This window comes from Clostridium sp. AF17-21AC, assembly GCF_003461365.1.
Lineage (GTDB): Bacteria > Bacillota > Clostridia > Lachnospirales > Lachnospiraceae > Coprococcus > Coprococcus ammoniilyticus.
Genome location: NZ_QTWY01000011.1, coordinates 13,932 through 35,838 on the forward strand (window position 1 = coordinate 13,932; position 21,907 = coordinate 35,838).

Here is a 21,907-nt window from a genome sequence, read left to right on the forward strand (position 1 = left end):
TACAGGGCATAGAGAAGATACAATTGCCTGTTTGTTTAAGATAGAAAGGGGTTCGTTTATATGGCAGAATATACAGCTTCAAAGACCAGATATACAGAGACAGAAGGAACGGATTTTTACCGCCATTGCGGTAAAAGTGGTCTGATGCTTCCTCCGATCGCACTTGGTTTATGGCATAATTTCGGTAGTGTAGATAATTATGAGAATATGAAACAGATGTGCTTTACCGCATTTGATCACGGAATCACACATTTCGATCTGGCAAATAATTACGGTCCGGTATATGGTAGCGCAGAGGAAAATTTCGGCAGAATCCTCCGGGAAGAAATGAGTGCTTACAGAGACGAGATGGTGATCAGTACAAAAGCAGGATTTGATATGTGGGAAGGCCCTTATGGCAACTGGGGCAGCCGCAAATACCTGATTGCGAGTCTGGATCAGAGCTTAAAGAGAATGGGACTTCCATATGTAGATATCTTCTATCACCATCGCATGGACCCGAACACACCGTTAGAAGAAACGATGGAAGCGCTTGCACAGATCGTAAGAAGCGGTAAGGCTTTATATGTAGGTCTGTCGAATTATGACGGTCCGACGATGGCAAAGGCAGAACGGATTCTGGATGAACTGCATTGTCCGTTTATCATCAACCAGAATCGTTACAGTATTCTGGATCGGACAGTTGAGAAGAACGGACTGCTGAAGCAGACATATGCATCCGGAAGAGGACTGATCTGCTTTTCTCCACTGGCACAGGGTATGTTAACTGATAAATATCTGCAGAATATTCCAAAGGATAGCCGGGTGGCAAGAGATGGACGGTTCCTTCATGAGGATCAGGTCGTATCGATGCGTCCGCTTCTGACAGAGTTAAATGATATTGCAGCAGGCTATAATATGAGCTTGTCAGAGCTTGCGATTGCATGGCTGCTGAACAAACCGGAGGTTACAACCGTTTTGATCGGTGCATCGAAGCCGGAACAGATACTCAGTAATCTGAAGGCTGCTGAGAAGCAGAGAACAACCGAGATGGAAGAAGAGGAACTGGCACTGATCGAAAAGGCGGTCAACCTTTATCACGCATAGAGGATAAGTGTTATTTGACTTCACTTCAAAAAAGAATATAATATAAAAGACAGTTCTGAAAAGCATTTTCTGACAGAGAATGCTTTTGAAAGTAGGAATGGATCATATTATATGTTATTTTGAAAGAGGAAGACGGTATTGCAGGCACATCAGACAGATTTCTCAAGTGGAAATGTATATAGAAATATTATAGAAGTAGCTGTACCAATGATTCTGGCACAGCTACTTAATCTTTTATATAACGTGGTTGACAGGATCTACATCGGACGGATCCCGGAAGTCGGTACAACTGCACTGACAGGGGTAGGTCTGTGCTTTCCGATCATTTCACTGATCACAGCCTTTACCTATCTGTATGGAAATGGAGGTGCACCGCTTTGTTCCATGGAACGTGGCAAGGGTAATGATAAGGAAGCGGAGCATCTGATGGGAAATGCTTTTACTTTATTGATCGGAACAGGAATTGTATTGACGATTATCGGGCTGATCTTTTATAAGCCGATTCTTTATCTGTTTGGCGCAAGTGATGATACATTCCCATATGCAGGCTCCTATATTCGGATCTATCTGCTGGGAACGGTATTTGTCATGGTATCGGTAGGAATGAATCCGTTTATTAACAGTCAGGGCTTTGGAAATACAGGGATGATATCGGTTCTGATCGGAGCAGTTTTAAATATAATACTGGATCCTATATTTATCTTTGTTTTAAATCTGGGAGTAAGAGGAGCGGCTATTGCGACGATCATTTCTCAGTTTTGCTCGACAGTATGGGTTCTTGTATTCCTGACCGGAAAACGGGCAGTGCTTCATTTGAAATGGAGCTGTATGTGGCTGCGGTGGAAGCGGGTTTTGCGGATCATCAGTCTGGGAGTGTCCAGCTTTATCATGGCATTTACAAACAGTCTGGTACAGGTTGTATGTAATGCGACACTTCAGATCTATGGCGGGGATATCTATGTGGGCGTTATGACCGTGTTGAATTCCGTGCGGGATATCTGTACACTTCCGGTTATGGGTATTACAAATGGTGCATCTCCGGTCATGAGCTTTAATTATGGAGAAGGGGCATATGAGAAGGTACGGAAAGCCATCCGTTTCCTGACTATATTATGCGTAACCTATACTTTTGCGGCATGGGGCACTCTCAGATTGTTCCCGGAGCCGTTTATCCGTATATTTAATCATTCACCGGAACTGATCGCAAAAGGGGTTCCGGCATTACATATATATTTCTTCGGATTTTGTTTTATGGCATTGCAGTTTACCGGACAGAGTGTGTTCCTTGCGCTTGGAAAGGCGAAAAAGGCTACCTTCTTTTCTCTGCTTCGAAAGGCGTTTATCGTAGTGCCGCTTACCATTCTGCTTCCGAAAATCGGAAATCTTGGAGTGGATGGTGTATTCTGGGCAGAGCCAATCTCGAATCTGATCGGCGGATGTGCCAGCTTCTTTACAATGTGTGCCACGGTGTTGCCTGAATTAAAGCATGAAAAAGCTCGATAAAAAATATAAACGACCGGATAGGATTATTAATTAATTTATTCAATCTCCCGTAGTGCCTTTCTGAACTGGAAGAAGAACAGGATGGCGGTGAAGGTTACGGCGATCAGGTCTGCGATCGGTTCTGCCATGTAGACAGCCATTGTCTTATCTGCGGTGTAGATATGTGGCATAATGAAGATCAGTGGGATCAGCAGGACGAATTTACGCATGATCGCAACGATGATGGATGCCGGAGCGTTACCGAGGGCATTGAATGTCATTTGGCAGGAGATCTGGACTCCAAATAAGAACATAACCGCGAGGTAGTATCTAAGTGCAACTTTAGTAAACTCGATCAGAGCAGTATCCGGGGTAAAGATGGATGCAAAAACCTGAGGGAAACACATAATGCAAAGCCATAATAAAACAGAATATGTCAGGCTGACCTTCAGCAGAAGTTTGAATGCATCCTTTACTCTGGATGCATTTTTTGCACCATAGTTATAACTGATGATCGGCTGAGCACCCTGGCCAAGTCCCTGAAGTGGGAGCATGGCGAACTGCATGACGCTGGTAAGGATCGTCATAGCACCGACGGCCATATCTCCGCCATATTTCAGAAGGGAGGAGTTGAAGCACACGGATATGATACTTTCACTTCCCTGCATGATAAAGACGGCAGAACCGAGTGCCAGACATGGCAGGATATAGGAGGCCTGCAAACCGAGGTTTTTCACACGGATGCGGAGAGTTGTCCGCTTGCCGAAGAGGAAGCTTAAGACCCAGATGCAGGAACAACCCTGAGAAATGATTGTTGCAAGGGCCGCGCCTTTTACCCCCATATGAAGCGCAAAGATAAAGATCGGGTCTAAGATAATATTCGCGATCGCACCGATCAGTACGGACAACATACCTTCTTTGGCGAAGCCCTGTGCAGTGATAAATGCATTCATACCCAGAGTGAGCTGTACAAAGATTGTGCCGATTGCGTAGATATTCATATATGAGGTTGCATAGTTAATGGTATTCTTACTTGCACCGAATGCCAGAAGCAGGTCGCGATTCCAGATCAGAAGAACAGCAGTCAGTATAACGGATAAGATGATCTGCATGGTAAAACAGTTACCGAGGATTTTCTCGGCATCGTCTTTTTTATTTTTGCCCATATAGATGGTAGCCCGTGGAGCACCGCCATTTCCGACCAGAGCCGCGAAAGCGGAGATGATCATGATAAGGGGCATACAGACACCGACACCGGTAAGTGCCAGTGAACCGTTTTGTGGAATATGACCGATGTAAATACGATCAACGATGTTATACAGCATATTGATCATCTGTGCGGCGACTGTAGGAAGTGCGAGCTTTGCCAGTAATTTACCGATCGGTTCTTTTGCCAGAAATTCCCGGTCGGATGAGCCTGAGTTGTGTGCAATCCGATTCGGTTGATTGTCCCTGATGTTTTTCGATATGGATTCTCCGCCGGTTGGTGGTGAAGCTTTTGATGTGTTGTTTGGAGAATCGGTCATGCTGTAGGCTTGTCTTTGTTTCTTCATGTATATTCCTCGTTCCTTTGATTGATGTTTTATATTGTATAAAAGTTAATTGCAATATGAGCCTGCCTGAATATAGTATTGTACGAACAGCCCGGTATTCAGGCAGTAGTATTGTGACCATATTATTTTAAATGTGATAATACGTTGTCATACAAACGCTTGTTATAGGATGCAAAATTCTTCTTTTCGTCATCTGAAAAACCTTCAAAGATGCAGGAGATCAGTTCGTCCTGCTTTTTCTCAATCGCATGTACAACAGGAATTGATCGATCGGAGAGCTTCAGATGAATGATCCGTTTATCGTCAATATCCGGATGTCTGGTCAGATACCCTTTGTCTGCGAGAGAATCAATGGCTGTGGATACATTTCCGCGCTGTAGCATACGAAACTCTACGATATCTCTGGCAGTATCATGTGCCGGATTATTGTGTAAAAAAGTAATGATGATAACTTCAATCCGTGAAAGCTTATAGTCTGTCCGGATGCTTTCGAGATATTTTTCCTGAAGCTTCATCAGGCTTTTTGTCATATCAAAAATATTGGATGGTGATTGTAGGATCATATATATTCCTCATTTCCTCATTAAGTTCTTTTTAGAACTATTATAGCTTTAAAATAAAAAGAGTCAACCTGTTTATACAATTTTTATAGAAAGAGAAAAACACAGTCTGGGTGTTATCTGAAACAGAAAACTAGAGATAAAAATATTATTGACAGGAAAGAAATAATAGATATACTAAAATTTATAGTGTTTTTTGGAGAATTCAGATAACAGAATATATGAAAAAATATGTTTGACCAGAGGATAAATATACCACAGATGAACGAGAAAAACTGGATGATCATAGTAGCAGTAGTTATTGTGCTTATAGGATCACTGATCTACAATATCATTTCAGCAAGAAATCTGAAGAAAAAAAGACAACAGTTTGTAGAAAGTATCCAATCTTCATATACGCATATGAAGAGTATAGAAGACACCAGCAAAAAGATATATGAGATTTCAAACGAGATCAATGAAATGATCCGGGAGCAGAAAGACACCGAAGAGTACATAGAAAAAAAGAAGAAGGAGATTGAGGAGATCAGGCAGATGATTGTGACAAATGACACAATCCTTGACTGTGCGGTCTCAGATAAGCGGGATCTTGCAAGGAAGAAGCAGATTGCATTTACTTATAATATTCCAACCGGGTTACCGGAGATTCGTATGGAGGATGTCGATAAGATTCGTCTGTTTGCCAATCTGTTAGACAATGCGATCGAAGCAGCCGAGTGTGTGCCGGTGCAGGATGCAAATGGGGAAAATAAAAGATTCATACATGTATCGATATTGAATCGTGGAAGTAACTTCTTTATCACTGTTAAAAATTCCAAAAGAACGGAGATCGCCGTTATGGAGAATCAGTTCCATACAACGAAGTCGGATGCAGAAAACCACGGCAGAGGTGTTCGTATTATCAGGCAGATTGTTGCCAGGTATGATGGAACGGTCGAGTTCACGGACAAGGGTGATACCTTTGAAGTAGCGATCATGTTGTAAAAGGCATATAGAACAGCCATGGTTTGTGTGTTTGTAATTTACAACATAGCATGTTCGGAGATATATTTGAGGTAGTCGGCTTTGAATGGTTTGGCATAGCGTCTGCCGACAGGAAGTTTGATTTTGTTAATCAGTTCGGTTTCCTGTGAGGATAAATTTTTTACATATCTAAGATTGACCGTGAAAGAACTATGGCATTGTGAGAAATAGGACGGCAGTCGTTCGCTTACAGCCTGAAGGGATTCGTACACTTTATAGGCTTCCCCATTGTCAGTATAAATAATAATCTCGCGGCTGAGCCGTTCAATATGAGTGATTGTGTCGCATGGAAGAGTGTACCGTTTTCGGTTGGAGATAACGTCCAGAAAGCGTGTCTTTCGTTCAATTACAAGCTGAATCGCTTTATCCAGTGCCTTAGGCAGATATTCTTGTATGGAATCCTTTGTAACATAATATATGTGACGGACTTCATAAGAGTCAGAGATATAATCGGTATGGCTGGTAAGAAAGATGACTGAACACTGTGGGCAGCATTGATTAAGCTCGGAAGCAAAATCGATACCGTTGAAGTCTCCCATTTCGATATCTAAAATTGCAATATCATAATTAATCGTATCGGTTTCAAGCATTTTTTTTAATTTCTCTGGCTCGCAGGAGTCGATTTTGAAAGTGAGGGATTCGAAAGCATCCAGACAGGAATGTGCAAAACTGGTTGTTTCTTTTAATTGCAGATCTGAATCATCACATATTAGAAGTTTGAGTTTCATATATGGCAGCCCCCCTGTAACCGGTAATTTCACTGTAGAAAACATTTGCTTAACTGGTAATATTATAATAAAAAGGTTGCCATAAAACAAGAAAAATATATATACGCATATTGATGGTGGTATAAAGAAAGCGAGAAGATAAAAATGAACATATGGACATTCCTGCAGGTGCTCGGAGCAGCCCTGATCACGGCATTACAATTTAATATTTATCTGGGTGCATATATGGGAATGGATCGTGGAAGAAGAGACCGGATCTATCTGGGCTTGAATATTTTAAATATGTTTTTCCTCCGCGTTTTAATAAATACAAGTATACAGCTTGATGCACCTGCATGGCTTCGTGCCATCATTTATATTTTTGGATTTGCGATGATGCTTGTAGGCGTTGTATTATACCGTAAAGAGTGCATGGTTATAAATTTGGTATCATTTATGGTGGGTATTATGACATTTGATCTTGTTACGGTGACGATGTCAGCAGTGATCGAGGAACTGTTTGGATATGCATATAATGATACACCGGTATTATACAGTGCAAAAGCATTGCTTGTCTGGCTTGGAGTAGAAGCCTTGCGTGAGGGCATAGGAACGATCATTGAAGTCTGGTTTATGCGGAAATTTATGCCATACAGGAAGTTCCGGAGACAATCATTTGTCAGAAGCATGGTGTGGATTCTGGCTGTTGGAACCGGATATATGATGTTGGTTGTGTATTTTGTGACTATGGTAAAAGAGGTTAATCTGATGTCACAGTTTATAGCACTGGGAATCTGGGCATCTGCTTTTATAGCTGCTTATCATCTGTATACGATCGTATATAATAGCTATCAAAGAAAAATGATACGTTTTCTGGAAGCAAAGATGAAGCAGCAGAAAGAGGATTATGAGAAGCTTCTGGCGGATTACAACAGGCTGCGGGATATCAAGCATGATCTGTATAATTATGTGCATATACTTGATCTGGCAGGAGATGTCCGGAAGGAACAGGAGCAGATCAGACAGTTACAGGAAGATCTGAAACCGGGAAAACAGAAGGAGTATATAAAATACATAAATCTTTCAATCCTGAATCTGGTATTAAATAATGTTACATCTGCCTGTGAGGGTGCAGGTATTCATCCGGAAGTTGCAGCAGAAGAAATTCAGATTGATACAAATGTAGAACTGGACATGGGATATCTGATCGAGCGGATGGTACATAATGTTATTTTGTTGAATGAAGATCCGGGAGAGAATAAGCAGGATTCCGTATCAGAGTCACTGCCCCGGACACTCCGGATTCAGATCGCACCATCGGAATCCTCAGATGGAAATATTCAGGTTGTGCTTAAGGGTATCGGACTTCGTATGAAGGGCATTGAGATGAATTCAGACAACAGAAAGGAGATACGGAATAATAAGCAGATCATCCAGTTTATTATGGAGCGGCATGAGGGATTCCAGTGGAATAACAAGAAAGAAGCTCATCTGTATCTGACTGCATAAGCAGAGAACCGTATTCGGAATTTGTAGAAATATGTCGATTACGACGGAAACATTGCAGATTACGACAGGTTTATTGTATCTGATAAATGTTTTGATATAATAACTTCATAGATATATCGAAAACCGATATATTATTGAGTGGGAAAGTTCATAATATATGCATTTATGTCAGAGAGGACATATATTCTTCAGCCCAATCAGCTCTCCTTGCTGCAAGATTGTGGAAGCTCAGAATGAGTGCAGTAGATTATGGTTGCAAAATATGAAAAGCATACATTGGAACGGATGAAGGAAGATCTGATAGTTGTACCGAGAAACGCAGGTATCAGGTCTTCTTTTTTTAGCCTTTTACCATGTCTTAACCATAAAACGTGCTACAATATATGTTATGACAGTTTAGAATATGAATATATAATAATGATTGTCAGAATTGATTGAAATGGATACGATTGTTATAACAGATTACAAAAAGATACAGCGGAGAAAATGATGAACAGATTCCTGAATTTTACAAAGAATTTTTTAATTACGGCAGCGATATTGGTATGTGGATTTTTGTTGTCCCTGTTTATGCAGAAGGAGTGGGGAAATCAGACTTTGATACCCTCTATTTTTCTGTTGGATGTATTTCTGGTATCCGTTATCACAGATGGTTTCTTATATGGTGCGGTCGCATCTGTCATCAGCATTCTGGCGGTAAATTATGCATTTACATTTCCGTATTTTAAGATTAATTTTACGATCCCGGAAAATATGATCTCTGCCGTTATCATGATAGCTATTGCAGTTATTACCTGCGGATTTACAAATAAGTTGAAGAGTCAGGAACAGTTAAAGGCAGAGAGTGAGCAGGAGAAGATGCGGGCCAATCTGCTCCGATCCGTATCCCATGATTTTCGGACGCCGCTTACAACGATTTATGGTGCAAGCTCTGCAATGTTAGATGATAAGAATGAATTTACGGAGGAGCAGAAAAAAAGCATGCTTCGTGGAATCAAACAGGATGCACAATGGCTGTCGCGAATGGTTGAGAACATGTTATCGATTACCAGACTGGATGGAAAAAATGTTAAGATCATTAAGATTCCGATTGCGCTGGATGAGCTGTTAGATTCTGTCCTGGTTAAGTTCAATAAACGGTATGAAGATCAGAATGTTGAGATAGACATTCCGGATGAACTGATCATGATTCCGATGGATGCGATCTTAGTCGAGCAGTTGATCCTGAATCTGTTAGAAAATGCAGTTCAGCATGCAGAGGGAATGAGTAAGCTTGGGCTTCGTGTATATACGAGTGGGCATTTTGCAGTATTTGAGATCCGGGACAACGGATGTGGTATTCCGGTTGACAAGGTAAAGGATATATTTGCAGGGAAGCTGGTTTATGGTGAATCAGGACTTGACAGCAGTAAGAAAAATGCAGGGATCGGGTTGTCGGTATGCACCACGATCGTAAAAGCCCATGGTGGTGAGATCTCTGCGGAGAATCTGCAGGATGGCGGTGCTGTTGTGCGGTTTACACTGGATATGGAGGAAACTGAGAATGATTAATAACAGATATAAGATATTGATAATTGAAGACGAAGAACATATTAATAATCTGATCAGTGCGCTGATGGAAGCAAATGGATATCAGGCTGTTTCTGCATATTCCTGTCGGGGGGGACAGATGATGTTTGCATCTCATCGCCCTGATCTGGTCATTCTGGATCTGGGATTACCGGATCGGGATGGAATGACATTTTTAAGGGAAGTGCGGCAATCATCATTTACACCGATCATCGTTTTATCGGCACGTTCTGATGAGAGGGATAAAGTAGAGGCACTCAATGAGGGTGCAAATGATTATGTAACCAAGCCATTCAGTTCAAATGAACTGGTAGCAAGGGTACGTTCAGCACTCCGTATCGCTACGCATCGGGCAGAGGATGGATTGCGGCCGGGTGGAAGATTCGAGGTTGGAGAGCTGGTTATCAATTATGATGCAAGACTGGTTACGATCGCCGGAAATGAAGTGAAGCTGACACAGACAGAATATAATATCGTAGCGTTGTTATCCGAGCACGCAGGTAAGATGCTGACCTACAGTTTTATCATCAATGAGATCTGGGGATATAATGATTCGGGAAGCCGGAAGAAGCTGCAGGTGAATATGGCGAATATCCGAAAGAAGTTCGGTGCAGTTCCCGGTAAGGAGAATTACATAACGAATGAATTAGGGGTTGGATACCGGATGTGCGATTCATAGAAAAGAGCTTCAAAACTCTACAGCACTCAGTCACGGGGATGGCTCCTGTTATAAAATAACATTGCGAGATTTCGTTGTGAACTGCACATTGCCAGTAAATACGAGTGCTTGTTTGAGCTGAAAGCGAGTTAGCACAGAAGTATTTACGAATAGGGCAATGTCCAGAGAACAGAAATCGCAGCACGTTATTTTATAACAGGAGCCATCCCTGTGACTGAGTGCTGTAGCGTTTTTTGTATAATTAGATAACTGACTATAAGAGATGGATTTTATGCTTTTTTAATATAAAAAGCAGGAAAGGTTGTTGACACATTCTTTTTTTTGAACTAAAATGTAGCGTGCTACACATCGAGAGATGTATGGTATGTATAAGACATAATAGCTATATAACATTAGATGTAAGAGCGTTTTCGGGATATTATACATAGCTGCAAATAAAAGAAAGGAAACAGTAATGAATCAGGAAAAAGACATGGATACAGATCCAAAGCTGCCGTGTGGTCCGGAGAAGGATATTGGTTATTATATCAAGCGGATCAATGATAAGTTGAAGGCCGGATTTGACGCATATTTGCGTGACGTGGATCTGACCAGTTCACAGGCACGAGTACTTGAATATGTTTATTGGAATGGTGGAATGGTGACACAGAAGGAGATCGAGGTATTTCTGGATGTGGCGCATCCGACAGTTGTCGGCATCGTGAATCGTCTGGAAAAGAAAGGTTATCTGAACTGTTATCTGGATGAGAATAATAAACGGAATAAGATGGTATGCAGCACCTGTGAAGCTGAAAAACTGCTCCATAAAATGTATGAAGGCAGGAGAGCGTCGGAACAGAGACTGCTTCATTCTTTTTCAGAGGATGAGGCGGCGCAGGTGAAAAAGCTGCTTGAAAAATTATATGATAATGTCAGATAAAGAAAGAAGGAGGACGTATGATCAAAAAATTATTAAAAAGTCTGCGGGAATATAAGAAGCCGACATTGTTTACGATATTCTGTGCAGCAATGGAAGTAGTATTTGAGATTTTAATTCCGCTTTGTATGTCTGATCTGTTAGATTTTGGTATCGAAGGTGGAAAGATGAATATTGTTGTAAAGGATGGAATATGGCTGATTGTGCTTGCAGTCTTACAGCTTTTAACAGGTGTGCTTGCAGCCATTCTCGGGGCGAAAGCATCAGCAGGATTTTCCGCAAATCTGCGGCAGGACATCTATGATAATGTCCAGACATTTTCATTTTCTAACATAGACAAGTTTTCTACTTCATCTATCGTAACAAGACTGACCACAGACGTAACGAATATTCAGAACGCATATCAGATGATCATTCGTATCGCAGTCAGAGGACCGATCATGCTGATCTTTTCTGTGATCGTTTCCTTTACGATCAATGCAAAGCTGGCATGGATATTCCTGATCGTTATTCCGTTTATGGGATTCGGTCTGATATTTATAGCAGCCAAGGTTCACCCGATCTTCGAACGGGTATTCCACAAATATGATGGATTAAACAATATCGTTCAGGAAAATGTAAAGGGAATGCGGGTTGTCAAATCCTTTAATTCACAGGAAGCCGAGATCGGCAAATTCAAGCATGCATCAGGCGACATCTATAAGGATTTTGTAAAGGCAGAGAGGATTCTGGCATTTAACTCACCTTTAATGCAGTTCTTCATGTATGGATGTATGATTGCGATTTCATGGATCGGAGCAAAAGCCATCGTAGCAAGTGGAAATAATGAAGCACTTGGACTTACGACCGGTAAGCTGACTGCACTTATCACATATGCGATGCAGATATTGACGTCACTTATGATGTTATCAATGGTATTTGTCATGATTATGATATCCAGATCTTCAATGGAACGTATCGTTGAGGTGCTTGGAGAGACCACTACGATACAGAATCCGGAGAATCCGGTTCAGACAGTTGCAGATGGTTCGCTCGTGTATGATCATGTAGATTTCTCTTACAGTAAGCGTGCGGATAAGAAAGTTATTGACGGAGCAGATCTTAAGATCCGATCCGGTGAGACCGTTGGCATTATCGGTGGAACCGGTTCGTCAAAGTCTTCATTTGTCCAGTTGATCCCTCGCCTGTATGATGTGACAGGTGGAACACTTATGGTTGGTGGCATAGATGTCCGCAAATATGATCTGCAGGTGCTTCGGGATGCGGTTGCAATGGTTCTTCAGAAGAATGAACTGTTTTCAGGAACAATAAAAGAGAACCTCCGCTGGGGAAATGAACAGGCGACGGATGAAGAAGTAAAAGAAGCCTGTCGCCTTGCCTGTGCGGATGAATTCATTGAGGCGATGCCGGATGGATATGATACCTACATTGAGCAGGGAGGAACAAATGTCTCCGGTGGACAGAAGCAGCGTCTTTGTATTGCGCGGGCACTCCTTAAGAAACCGAAGATATTGATCCTCGATGATTCGACCAGTGCGGTTGATACGAAGACTGATGCGATAATCCAGAAAGCATTTGCCGAATATCTGCCGGATACGACCAAGATTATCATAGCGCAGAGAATTTCTTCTGTCCGGCATGCGGATAAGATCGTGGTGTTGGATGATGGTAAGATCATGGATGTAGGTACACATGAAGAATTGATCGTAAAGAGTCCGATCTACAGAGAAGTATATGAATCACAGCAGAAGGGAGGCGGCCAGGATGAGTAAACAGAAGAACCAGATGAACGCACCCGACAGAGAGCAGGGCAGCAGGATTAATAAAGATACAGCCAAACGGCTGCTGTCCTATATCGGAGCATATAAGAAGACGCTGGTTGTTGTATTTATCTGTATTATCTTAAGTGCACTTGCAAGTGTAGCGTCAGCAATGTTTATCGAGATACTGATCGATGATTATATCACCCCGATCCTTGCAATGGATCATCCGGTCTATACCGGGCTGATCAAGGCACTTTGCATGGTCGGCGTTATTTACCTGATCGGTGTATTTTCTACATGGTTTTATAACTACCTGATGGTAGGAATCGCACAGGGAACTCTGAAAACCATACGAGATGAGATGTTCGAGAAGATGCAGAGCCTGCCAATCCGTTATTTTGATACGCATACACACGGAGATATCATGAGCTGCTATACCAACGATACCGATACGCTCCGCCAGATGATCGCACAGTCCCTTTCACAGATGATCTCATCGATCTGTACGGTTGTTGCGGTATTCTGCTGTATGTTATATCAGAGCATTTATCTGACGCTGATCGTTGTCGTGATGCTGTTCTTTATCATGAAGCTGGTGAAGGTCATCGGTGGCAAGAGTGGATTTTATTTTATAAAACAGCAGCAGACACTTGGTGCATTAGATGGTTATATCGAGGAAATGGTCAATGGCCAGAAGGTTGTTAAGGTATTCTGCCACGAAGAGAAAGCCAGAGAAGATTTCCAGAAAAAGAATCAGGAATGGCAGCAGGCAGTAGCCAGTGCAAATGGTTATGCAAGCGGAATGATGCCGATGATGAATGCACTTGGTTATGTGCAGTATGTAGTTGTTGCGGTTGTTGGCGCATGGCTTGCGATCTCCGGTGCAACGAATCTGACGCTGGTCGGAACGAATACAGCCACTCTTGGTATGATCGCATCCTTCCTTACGTTGTCGAAGAACTTTACCAATCCGATCTCACAGCTTTCGAATCAGTTTAATGCGATCGTAACGGCGCTTGCAGGCGCGGAGCGTATCTTTAAGCTGATCGATGAAGAACCGGAAGTGGATAATGGTTATGTAACACTTGCAAATATCAAAGAGGAAAATGGTGAGCTGATGGAAGTGAAAGAACGAACCGGAATCTGGGCATGGAAGCATCCACATGAGGATGGCAGTCTTACTTACCAGAAATTAGAGGGCGATATCGTTCTGGATCATGTGGATTTCAGTTACAATTCGGACAAACAGATTCTGCGTGATGTGACGCTCTATGCGAAACCGGGTCAGAAGATCGCATTTGTAGGTGCGACCGGAGCAGGAAAAACGACGATCACCAATCTGATCAATCGTTTCTATGATATAGACGATGGTAAGATCCGGTATGACGGAATCAACATTAATAAGATCCGCAAGAAGGATCTGCGGGCATCCCTCGGTATCGTATTGCAGGAGGTCAATCTGTTTACCGGAACGGTTATGGAGAACCTGAAATATGGAAATCCAAATGCCACGGATGAGGAATGTATTGCAGCCGCCAAGCTTGCAAATGCGCATAACTTCATTATGATGCTGCCAAATGGATATGACACGGTGCTTGCCGGAGATGGAAGCGGATTGTCACAGGGACAGCGTCAGTTGATCTCAATCGCAAGAGCAGCCGTATCCAATCCGCCGGTTATGATACTGGATGAAGCAACCTCCTCGATTGATACGAGGACGGAGGCAATGGTTCAGCAGGGAATGGATCGGCTGATGGAAGGCAGAACCGTATTTGTCATTGCACATCGTTTGTCTACAGTTAAGAATTCGGATGTTATCATGGTACTGGATCATGGTGCGATCATTGAACGTGGTACACATGAGGATCTGATCGCAAAGAAAGGAACCTATTACCAGCTTTATACCGGAGCATTTGAATTAGAATAACCATAGGGATTCAACAGTGCGAGATCATAATCATTATTCCGCAAGGCGCTTTCGCTCTATCTCCATGTAACGGTACTAAGTTCACTGCTTTTGGCAGTTCACTAAGGACCGACATGTCGATAGGCTTGCTGCATAATATTATGATCTCGTACTGTTGAATCCAGGTATTCCGTAGGGTGAGATCATAATATTGTAATCTTGCGCTACGGAATTTCTATGTTGTAACATGCTTGAATTGGCTATAAGAGAAAGTTATAACAACTTCTAAATTTTATGTATTGTATTTTAGTTGGAATTTATTATATAATTCATACATTCCAAATAGGAATAGTAAAATAATAATGTAAAGAAACAAAAAATGTATTAAGGTTGAACATTTCGGATTACCAAGACAGAGGCATTTGAGTCCGCCGGTTCTTAGGTGGCGCTGTAAGCGGCAGCTTAGTACCGTTGCAGGACGAAACGAGCGGAAGCGTCCTCTGGATTAGTAATGCCGAAAGTGTTCAAACATGATGATATTACGTTACTGCATTAGTAAAATATAAGAAGGAGGAAATGCCATGCGACAGGTATTATGCTTTGGTGATTCAAACACATATGGTTATGTGCCGGGAACGGCAGAACGCTATGACTGGGATACCAGATGGACCGGAATCGTAGGAACCGGACTGATGGAAAAGGGATATATTGTACAGGAGGAAGGGCTGTGTGGCAGAACTACAGTATTTGACGATCCGCTTCGTCCGGGCAGACGTGGCAGTGAACTCCTTCCGATCATATTAGAAACCCATAAGCCGGAGGATCTGATCATTTTAATGCTTGGAACAAATGATTGTAAGACATTTTATGGTGCAACGGCAGGCAGTATCGGCTTAGGTATCCGTAAACTTGTGCGACAGATCCGGGATGGTGCGCCATCAGCGAAGATCCTTCTGATGTCACCGATCGCACTGGGCGAGAAGGTCTGGGATGGATTTGATCCGGAATTTGGAAAGAATTCTGTACAGGTGTCCAAAGAGCTGCCGGAGATTTACCGGCAGATCGCAGAGGAAGAAGGACTTTATTATCTGGCGGCTTCTGATTATGCCGTACCATCGGAACGGGATCAGGAGCACATGGATGAAGAAGGACACAAGGCGCTGGCAGAAGCGGTACTGGAAAAGATTTCAGAGATATTGTAATGTGAGTTAGGAGCACAGAGAAAAATTATGGCTGGGGAGACTGTAGACAGAAAAGAAGTATTAAAACAGGCATTTGTGAAGGCTTTGCCGATCACCGGAAGTTATCTCTTTGTCAGTATGGCATATGGACTTACGATGCAGGAAGCAGGACTTTCCTGGTTCTGGTCGTTGTTTACCAGTCTGACGGTATATACCGGGGCGTTCCAGTTCGTGCTGGCAACCTTTATAAGCAGCGGGGCATCGATTCTGACGATCGCACTGACTGCTTTATTTATGAACAGCAGACAGTTTTTTTATGGATTGACATTTGTTGAGGATTTCAAGAAAATGGGAAAACGTTATCCATATATGGTTCATACGATGACAGATGAGACATATGCCGTCAACTGTTCCATGCTGTCTTCTGAGGTGATCCGGGAGCGGGATACAGAGGCGGCAGATGACCGGAAAAAGAGATTTGATATTATGTTCTATGTCGCTTTATTCAGCCGGATCTCATGGATGCTTGGTGCAGTGCTGGGCGGCGTTCTCGGACAGATTCTTCCGGTGAAGCTTGAAGGCATCGACTTCTGTATGACTGCGCTGTTTATCACGATCACGATCGACCAGTGGAGGAGCGTAAAAGTGCATCTGCCTGCACTGGCAGGATTTGCTGGCGGTGTCATTATGTTGCTGTTGGTTGGCAAAGACTATTTTCTGCTTCCAACTCTGATCCTGGTATCAGGTCTGCTGCTTGTCTGCGAAAGAAAGGTAGAAGCCCATGAATGATCGTTATGTGCTGATCTGTATACTTGTTTCGGCAGCAGCTACGCTTCTTATGCGTGCACTTCCATTTACTATCCTTGGAAAGAGAAAACAAATCCCTGAGAAGATCCGGTATCTCGGACGAATCCTTCCGGCAGCCATCATGGCTGTGCTGATCGTATACTGCCTGAAGGAAGTACCGACCGAATTCTTAAGCGGCGGCTATAAGAAGTTGATCGCAGCCGCAGTTTGTGTCGCCCTTCATGTGTGGAAAAAGAATACATTTGTCAGCATCATAGGCAGTACGATTGTGTATATGTTATTATGAGCAATGACACCGAAAAAAAGGGATGTCGCACCAATCACTTAGTGCGGCAGCCCTTTTTTGTAGTATCCGTTGTAACGAAATTACTTTGTTTTATTTGATCACATTGTTGGAAAATAATTATGCTAAAGAACCGTGCGTTAGTGTTCTAACGCAGCAAGTTTAGCCTGTAATGCAGCAATTTCAGCATCCTTCTCAGATATTGTGGCATCTTTTTCTTCCAATGCTTTCTTCATCTGTTCAATCATAAAATTAACAGTATTTTCATCCATCTTTTTTAATGCTTTTGAAAACATACTAATAACCTCCTCAGGACGATACAGATATTCAGATATATCCTGGCATATAGATTCCATCCATGGATAGTTGGATATCAGTGTGGCAAGGTTGTCTGTAGAGTCCGTGGTTAGTAGAGACAACCATGCATTTAGCTCGTTGATATCTTTAGCATACTTGCTATTTTTAAATACGTCAAGGTTAACGATATAGTATTCCTGTAAAAGATTCAGATTTACATCAGTATCAAAAATGGTTTTTCCATGATGCAGATAGATATTTGCGAAACGGTCTTTCAGACATTCGTTTGGACTCTTTTCATACATAACAATTGTATAAACAGTTCTCATATCCTTATATGTGAAATCTTTCCCAAGTTTGCTTTTTACGCGTGTATATTGGCGAAGTAGTAGATCGGCGGAATAGCATGACATTCGCTCACCGGGAAATGTATATGGATTTTTTTGTATTTCTACATTTGCGATAGAACCGTCTTCTAACTGGACGATAATATCCAGAAGTAGGAGAGAGGTTGATGGAAGCATGCTATATTCATTTGACAGAATATATTTAACGGTTACATTTGTGCCGATAATACTGCTGATCAGTCGTGATAATCGTTCTGGATATATATCCGGGTTGAAAATTTTTTTGAAAAATGGATCATAGGTTAGTGGCAGACTTTTTTTGCCTTCCATAAATTCCATAAAACGTTTTTCCAGTCATCAGGCCAGTTCTTATATGTCCAATAAAGTTCTGGGTATTGTTTTAACTCTGCAAGGCATTCATCTTCCGTTCGTTGTGGAAAAAGCTGATAAATATTGAATGCGGAATGTTTGGTATTTGAGTTCTGTGAAGTGGTGTTTGTGTCCTTATTATGCATAAAAATTCCTCTTAATTTCCGGTACCTGATTTGTCGACAAAATTACCATATCAGAAATAAAAGAGAAAAGTTCATAAATGTAATAAATGGTACTGTTTGATGTAAATTTTGGTAAGTGGATGATTATAAAGACTATAAAAGAATAAATTAAAAATCCCTTCTGGTTAGATAAAACGTAAACCAGAAGGGGTGATTAAAGGACTCAATTTGTTATAGCTTATAGAGCTTTGACCTGTCAATTCTAGGACGGTTAGGATTTGGTTAAGAAATATAAATATAATATTGACAATCAAGAGAAATGAAATAATAAGTGCCTAAATTTTCCACATGTGGAAAATTGTTAGATAAAGCTAACAGATAGGAATATAGAAAGAAGTATGACATGTAGATATTTTGGTCGGAAAATCAAAAAAATTAATTTTCTCCTTATAATTTAAATCAAATCAACAGTAGAATATATATGGAATCTCTAGAGATTTAAAAATAATTAAGAAAAGGAAGAAAGCAAATGAAAACAAAATACGAAGAATTTTGTTTTGAAAATGACAGAAATTACCCCGCAGATACCTATTGGAACTTATATGATGAAAATAAGAATGCGGCGATGAGAACATATGATGGGCACATATTTTGTCCATTATGTAAATCAGCACCACTGACAGTTGCGCATGGCAACAAATTAAGATATTTTAAGGTTTCTGGATCGAATATGGAAAAGCATACCGCCGATTGTTCGTATCGATATGATAAAGCAACAAAAAAAGAGGTATGTAGTTTTTATAGTGATTTAAATAACGATGACATAAATAATCGCTTAGTGAGCTGTATAAATAAAATGTTAAAAAAGGAAAGAACTAAAATAAACAATAGAAAAAATATTGATTATAAAGGAAATGGAACGAGAAGAAATTTTTGTGACATAACAGGAAAAGAAGGAAAAAATAAATATTTACCACACAAAAATTTTAATTGTGGGAATCTGGAAATTGATTTGGATGAACAGAAAATTTATTACGGTCAATGTTATTTGTATATTGTTAAATATATCCCCAAAAATAAAAATGAAGTGAAAATGTATTATCTGAAGGTGCTTAGTCCGAATAATAAAAAACAAATTTGTGAAATAATTATATCGCCATATGTATATAATTATTTGATAAATGATTTGGCAGATGTTCCGATAGAAAAAAAGGATGCAGCAAAGTATTATCTTTGTTTCGCCGGGATATTGGAAAAGACAAAGTGGTCATATGGAATGAAATTGAGAGATTCAAGATTAATTGTCGTAGAAAAAGCATAGGATTTGATGTGCATATTTGTATAAAAAGCTGGCATGAAAGTGTCAGATAAAAAATTCAATTTAATCTGACACTTTAAGCCATGTAATGATTACAAATTTATTAAAACAGAAAATTTAAAAACGCGACTTATGCGTTAGTGTTCTAGTGCAGCAAGCTTAGCCTGTAATGTAGCAATTTCGGCGTCCTTTTCAGACAAAGCGGCGTCTTTTTCAGACAAAGCAGCGTCTTTTTCAGACAAAGCAGCATCTTTTTCTTCCAACGCTTTCTTCATCTGTTCAATCATAAAATTAACAGTATTTTCATCTGCTTTTGCTAAGGCTTGTGAATACATACCGATAACCTCCTTTGGACGATATAAGTATTCGGACATATCCCAACAGATCTTTTCCATCCAGGGATAGTCGGATATTAGTGTAGCAAGGTCATCTATAGAATTAGCTGTTAGCAGAGATAACCATGCATTAAGTTCTGTCTTTTCTTTAGCATACTTGTTATTCTTAAATACGTCAAGGGCGATAACATAGTATTCCTGTAAGAGATGAAGATCAATGCCTGTATTAAAAATTGTTTTTCCATGATGTATAAAAATATCAGAAGATTTGCATTCAGGTGGACTGTCTTCAAACATGACGATCGTATATACAGTCTTGATATCGTGATAGGTGAATTGATCTCCTTTTTCTCCCTTGACTCGTGTATATTGACGGAGAAGAAGATCGGACGAATAACAAGACATGCGCTCGCCTGAAAATGCATAATGTATTTTCTGAATCTCCACATTTGCAATAGAGCCATCTTCCAACTGTACGATGATATCCATAATTAATAATGGTGAAGTTGGCAGTAAACGGTTTTCCTGCGATAGAACGCTTTGAACTGTAACATTAATTCCTATGATGCTGCTAAGCAAATGAGATAGTCGTCCAGGATAGATATCAGGGTTAAACATTGCTTTAAAGAATGGATCATAGGTTAAAGGAAGAGATTTATTTCCTTCCATAAAATCTTCAAATCGATTTCGCCATTCATTGTTCAAATCCAGATATTTGCTAAAGGTATTGACATCTTTTTGCAAATCTTTTAGAAAGTCATCTTTTTTCCGAATTGGGAAAATTTGACGAATATCTACTGACGTGGATTTACATGGAGTGGTAGGTGTGACATTATTGTTGCCTTCCGTATGATTATACATTGGTTATTCCTCTCAATTTCCGGTACCTGATTTGTCGACAAAACCACCATACCAGAAATAATGGTATAAAAACCGTTGATGTAATAACTTGTATGGTTTGATGTAACTTTTGGTAAGTGGATGCTTATAAAGACAATCTGTAAATATTTTTCCGGTAAATATTTTGAAAAAATCTCAAAATTTTACTTATGGTTTTCGGTAAAGTGCCAGTAGAATATATATTCTAAAATTAATATAAAAGAGAAAACAGATCTATGAGAAGATCCGGTATCTCGGACGGATCCTCCCGGCAGCCATCATGGCAGTGCTGGCCGTATACTGCCTGAAGAAAATGCCAACCGAATTTTTAAGCGGCGGCTATAAGAAGCTGATCGCAGCCGCAGTCCGCGTCGTTAATAAAATAACAACACCCCGGTCGCGAGGAATGCGTACCAGGGTGGTATTCAAAGGACATACTTTATTATAAACATTTGTATTTTGGACAGTCAATTCGTTGCTGGTTAAGAAATATATAAATTTATGTGCCTATGCGTTGGTTTGTAGGGGAGTATACTTATACTTGACACAATGCATTATTATTAATCATTTAATATTATAAATAATGATTTTTTACTCCAATTTTCTCCCTATCTCACTTTCCCCATTTACGGGATATTGAAAACCAAAAGATTACGGTATTTGATTCGGGCTTTAACTTTGGTAAAAAAAAGGCGGAAAGATATACTCTCCGCCCATCCTATAATAGGATCAAATGAATTTATTAACATATTTATTATAAAATATCCAGATAGTAATGTCAATGAACCCAATCTCCTGATCCATCTTTCTTTACCATATCTTATCTAGTGAAGTCAGACTGTCAATGCGTTATTATTAATTATTTAATATTATATATAATAATTTTTTATAATTATTAATGATATATTATTGCTTATGAATCCTGCAATTCAAATTTTTCTAATGATTTTATTTTCCAATAGTGGAATATTTACATAAATAGGTAAAGAACGAGGCGGAAATTGAAGATTCCGCCCCGTTTGTTTGATTCCTTGCTCTTTTCTGGATTCTTGACCAAGGATTTCGTATACTTGTAGCATACGGATTAGGGTATCTTTAGGATAATACCTTAATTAAGAATTTGTCAAGTTAGTTTTTCTATTTCTTATTATCTAGTTGTAGGATTACAATACATGTGTTACAACTGAATATAAAAAAAGCAGAGAAGCTTCTT

Annotated in this window: 19 protein-coding genes; 14 read left to right on the plus strand and 5 right to left on the minus strand. The window is 40.5% G+C overall.

The annotated features are described in order from the left end of the window. Window positions 1-60 precede the first annotated feature (60 nt). Together DWW85_RS12370 and DWW85_RS12375 are read left to right on the plus strand one after the other, a co-directional pair. Complete coding sequence (locus tag DWW85_RS12370) at window positions 61-1,086, plus strand: aldo/keto reductase (RefSeq protein WP_117808818.1); 1,026 nt, start codon at window positions 61-63, stop codon at window positions 1,084-1,086. A 138-nt stretch (window positions 1,087-1,224) separates the two neighbouring features. Next, complete coding sequence (locus DWW85_RS12375) at window positions 1,225-2,589, plus strand: MATE family efflux transporter (RefSeq protein WP_117808819.1); 1,365 nt, start codon at window positions 1,225-1,227, stop codon at window positions 2,587-2,589. A 35-nt stretch (window positions 2,590-2,624) separates the two neighbouring features. Here DWW85_RS12375 and DWW85_RS12380 read toward each other — a convergent pair whose 3' ends face one another. Further along, on the minus strand, window positions 2,625-4,121 hold the full coding sequence (locus DWW85_RS12380) for an MATE family efflux transporter (protein WP_226801028.1): 1,497 nt from the start codon (window positions 4,119-4,121) through the stop codon (window positions 2,625-2,627). A 122-nt stretch (window positions 4,122-4,243) separates the two neighbouring features. Next, window positions 4,244-4,684 (minus strand): MarR family transcriptional regulator, encoded by a 441-nt coding sequence (locus DWW85_RS12385; protein ID WP_117808820.1) that lies wholly within the window; start codon window positions 4,682-4,684, stop codon window positions 4,244-4,246. Window positions 4,685-4,942: 258 nt separating this feature from the next. Between DWW85_RS12385 and DWW85_RS12390 the strand changes: the two genes are divergently transcribed. Further along, window positions 4,943-5,665, plus strand: a complete 723-nt coding sequence (locus DWW85_RS12390) for an ATP-binding protein (RefSeq protein ID WP_181986572.1) — start codon at window positions 4,943-4,945, stop codon at window positions 5,663-5,665. 38 nt (window positions 5,666-5,703) lie between these two features. On the opposite strand, the gene DWW85_RS12395 is transcribed toward DWW85_RS12390, so the two are convergent. Beyond that, a complete protein-coding gene (locus DWW85_RS12395) occupies window positions 5,704-6,432 on the minus strand; it encodes a LytTR family DNA-binding domain-containing protein (protein WP_181986573.1) in 729 nt (242 codons plus the stop codon). 144 nt (window positions 6,433-6,576) lie between these two features. Here DWW85_RS12395 and DWW85_RS12400 point away from each other — a divergent pair, with 144 nt between their 5' ends. The 9 genes from DWW85_RS12400 (at window position 6,577) to DWW85_RS12445 (ending at window position 17,027) form a co-directional block, all read left to right on the plus strand. Further along, window positions 6,577-7,920, plus strand: a complete 1,344-nt coding sequence (locus DWW85_RS12400; RefSeq protein WP_117808823.1) for a hypothetical protein — start codon at window positions 6,577-6,579, stop codon at window positions 7,918-7,920. Window positions 7,921-8,406: 486 nt separating this feature from the next. Continuing rightward, complete coding sequence (locus tag DWW85_RS12410) at window positions 8,407-9,471, plus strand: DUF4118 domain-containing protein (RefSeq protein ID WP_008402337.1); 1,065 nt, start codon at window positions 8,407-8,409, stop codon at window positions 9,469-9,471. Continuing rightward, window positions 9,464-10,168 (plus strand): response regulator transcription factor, encoded by a 705-nt coding sequence (locus DWW85_RS12415; RefSeq protein WP_008402338.1) that lies wholly within the window; start codon window positions 9,464-9,466, stop codon window positions 10,166-10,168. Before DWW85_RS12410 ends, DWW85_RS12415 begins: the two co-directional genes overlap by 8 nt. A 454-nt stretch (window positions 10,169-10,622) precedes the next feature. Next, a complete protein-coding gene (locus DWW85_RS12420; protein WP_117808826.1) occupies window positions 10,623-11,087 on the plus strand; it encodes a MarR family transcriptional regulator in 465 nt (154 codons plus the stop codon). A 17-nt stretch (window positions 11,088-11,104) separates the two neighbouring features. Further along, window positions 11,105-12,856: an ABC transporter ATP-binding protein gene (locus tag DWW85_RS12425; protein ID WP_117808827.1), complete on the plus strand. Its 1,752-nt coding sequence runs from the start codon at window positions 11,105-11,107 to the stop codon at window positions 12,854-12,856. 13 nt (window positions 12,857-12,869) lie between these two features. Continuing rightward, complete coding sequence (locus DWW85_RS12430; RefSeq protein ID WP_117808836.1) at window positions 12,870-14,774, plus strand: ABC transporter ATP-binding protein; 1,905 nt, start codon at window positions 12,870-12,872, stop codon at window positions 14,772-14,774. Window positions 14,775-15,334: 560 nt separating this feature from the next. Beyond that, entirely contained in the window at window positions 15,335-15,955 is a 621-nt protein-coding gene (locus DWW85_RS12435) for a GDSL-type esterase/lipase family protein (RefSeq protein ID WP_117808828.1), read from the plus strand. 27 nt (window positions 15,956-15,982) lie between these two features. Beyond that, complete coding sequence (locus DWW85_RS12440; RefSeq protein WP_117808829.1) at window positions 15,983-16,723, plus strand: AzlC family ABC transporter permease; 741 nt, start codon at window positions 15,983-15,985, stop codon at window positions 16,721-16,723. Further along, a complete protein-coding gene (locus DWW85_RS12445) occupies window positions 16,716-17,027 on the plus strand; it encodes an AzlD domain-containing protein (RefSeq protein ID WP_117808830.1) in 312 nt (103 codons plus the stop codon). Before DWW85_RS12440 ends, DWW85_RS12445 begins: the two co-directional genes overlap by 8 nt. A gap of 137 nt (window positions 17,028-17,164) precedes the next feature. Here DWW85_RS12445 and DWW85_RS12450 read toward each other — a convergent pair whose 3' ends face one another. Next, complete coding sequence (locus DWW85_RS12450) at window positions 17,165-18,007, minus strand: PD-(D/E)XK nuclease family transposase (RefSeq protein ID WP_226801030.1); 843 nt, start codon at window positions 18,005-18,007, stop codon at window positions 17,165-17,167. 684 nt (window positions 18,008-18,691) lie between these two features. Between DWW85_RS12450 and DWW85_RS12745 the strand changes: the two genes are divergently transcribed. Continuing rightward, the gene (locus DWW85_RS12745; protein WP_181986574.1) at window positions 18,692-19,483 is read left to right on the plus strand and encodes a hypothetical protein; all 792 of its coding nucleotides are present in this window, start codon (window positions 18,692-18,694) and stop codon (window positions 19,481-19,483) included. Window positions 19,484-19,617: 134 nt separating this feature from the next. Here the strand turns inward: DWW85_RS12745 and DWW85_RS12460 are convergent, their stop codons facing one another. Then, entirely contained in the window at window positions 19,618-20,676 is a 1,059-nt protein-coding gene (locus DWW85_RS12460; protein WP_117808831.1) for a PD-(D/E)XK nuclease family transposase, read from the minus strand. A gap of 250 nt (window positions 20,677-20,926) precedes the next feature. Here DWW85_RS12460 and DWW85_RS12465 point away from each other — a divergent pair, with 250 nt between their 5' ends. Next, a complete protein-coding gene (locus DWW85_RS12465; protein ID WP_117808832.1) occupies window positions 20,927-21,142 on the plus strand; it encodes an AzlD domain-containing protein in 216 nt (71 codons plus the stop codon). Window positions 21,143-21,907 lie beyond the last annotated feature (765 nt).

Excerpts from the sequence above, each read along its gene's own strand:
- DWW85_RS12370 (WP_117808818.1), top strand. The coding sequence starts at position 61 with ATGGCAGAATATACAGCTTCAAAGACCAGATATACAGAGACAGAAGGA.
- DWW85_RS12380 (WP_226801028.1), bottom strand. The coding sequence starts at position 4,121 with ATGAAGAAACAAAGACAAGCCTACAGCATGACCGATTCTCCAAACAAC.
- DWW85_RS12385 (WP_117808820.1), bottom strand. The coding sequence starts at position 4,684 with ATGATCCTACAATCACCATCCAATATTTTTGATATGACAAAAAGCCTG.
- DWW85_RS12390 (WP_181986572.1), top strand. The coding sequence starts at position 4,943 with ATGAACGAGAAAAACTGGATGATCATAGTAGCAGTAGTTATTGTGCTT.
- DWW85_RS12395 (WP_181986573.1), bottom strand. The coding sequence starts at position 6,432 with ATGAAACTCAAACTTCTAATATGTGATGATTCAGATCTGCAATTAAAA.
- DWW85_RS12400 (WP_117808823.1), top strand. The coding sequence starts at position 6,577 with ATGAACATATGGACATTCCTGCAGGTGCTCGGAGCAGCCCTGATCACG.
- DWW85_RS12410 (WP_008402337.1), top strand. The coding sequence starts at position 8,407 with ATGATGAACAGATTCCTGAATTTTACAAAGAATTTTTTAATTACGGCA.
- DWW85_RS12415 (WP_008402338.1), top strand. The coding sequence starts at position 9,464 with ATGATTAATAACAGATATAAGATATTGATAATTGAAGACGAAGAACAT.
- DWW85_RS12420 (WP_117808826.1), top strand. The coding sequence starts at position 10,623 with ATGAATCAGGAAAAAGACATGGATACAGATCCAAAGCTGCCGTGTGGT.
- DWW85_RS12425 (WP_117808827.1), top strand. The coding sequence starts at position 11,105 with ATGATCAAAAAATTATTAAAAAGTCTGCGGGAATATAAGAAGCCGACA.
- DWW85_RS12430 (WP_117808836.1), top strand. The coding sequence starts at position 12,870 with ATGAACGCACCCGACAGAGAGCAGGGCAGCAGGATTAATAAAGATACA.
- DWW85_RS12435 (WP_117808828.1), top strand. The coding sequence starts at position 15,335 with ATGCGACAGGTATTATGCTTTGGTGATTCAAACACATATGGTTATGTG.
- DWW85_RS12440 (WP_117808829.1), top strand. The coding sequence starts at position 15,983 with ATGGCTGGGGAGACTGTAGACAGAAAAGAAGTATTAAAACAGGCATTT.
- DWW85_RS12445 (WP_117808830.1), top strand. The coding sequence starts at position 16,716 with ATGAATGATCGTTATGTGCTGATCTGTATACTTGTTTCGGCAGCAGCT.
- DWW85_RS12450 (WP_226801030.1), bottom strand. The coding sequence starts at position 18,007 with ATGGAATTTATGGAAGGCAAAAAAAGTCTGCCACTAACCTATGATCCA.
- DWW85_RS12745 (WP_181986574.1), top strand. The coding sequence starts at position 18,692 with ATGAAAACAAAATACGAAGAATTTTGTTTTGAAAATGACAGAAATTAC.
- DWW85_RS12460 (WP_117808831.1), bottom strand. The coding sequence starts at position 20,676 with ATGTATAATCATACGGAAGGCAACAATAATGTCACACCTACCACTCCA.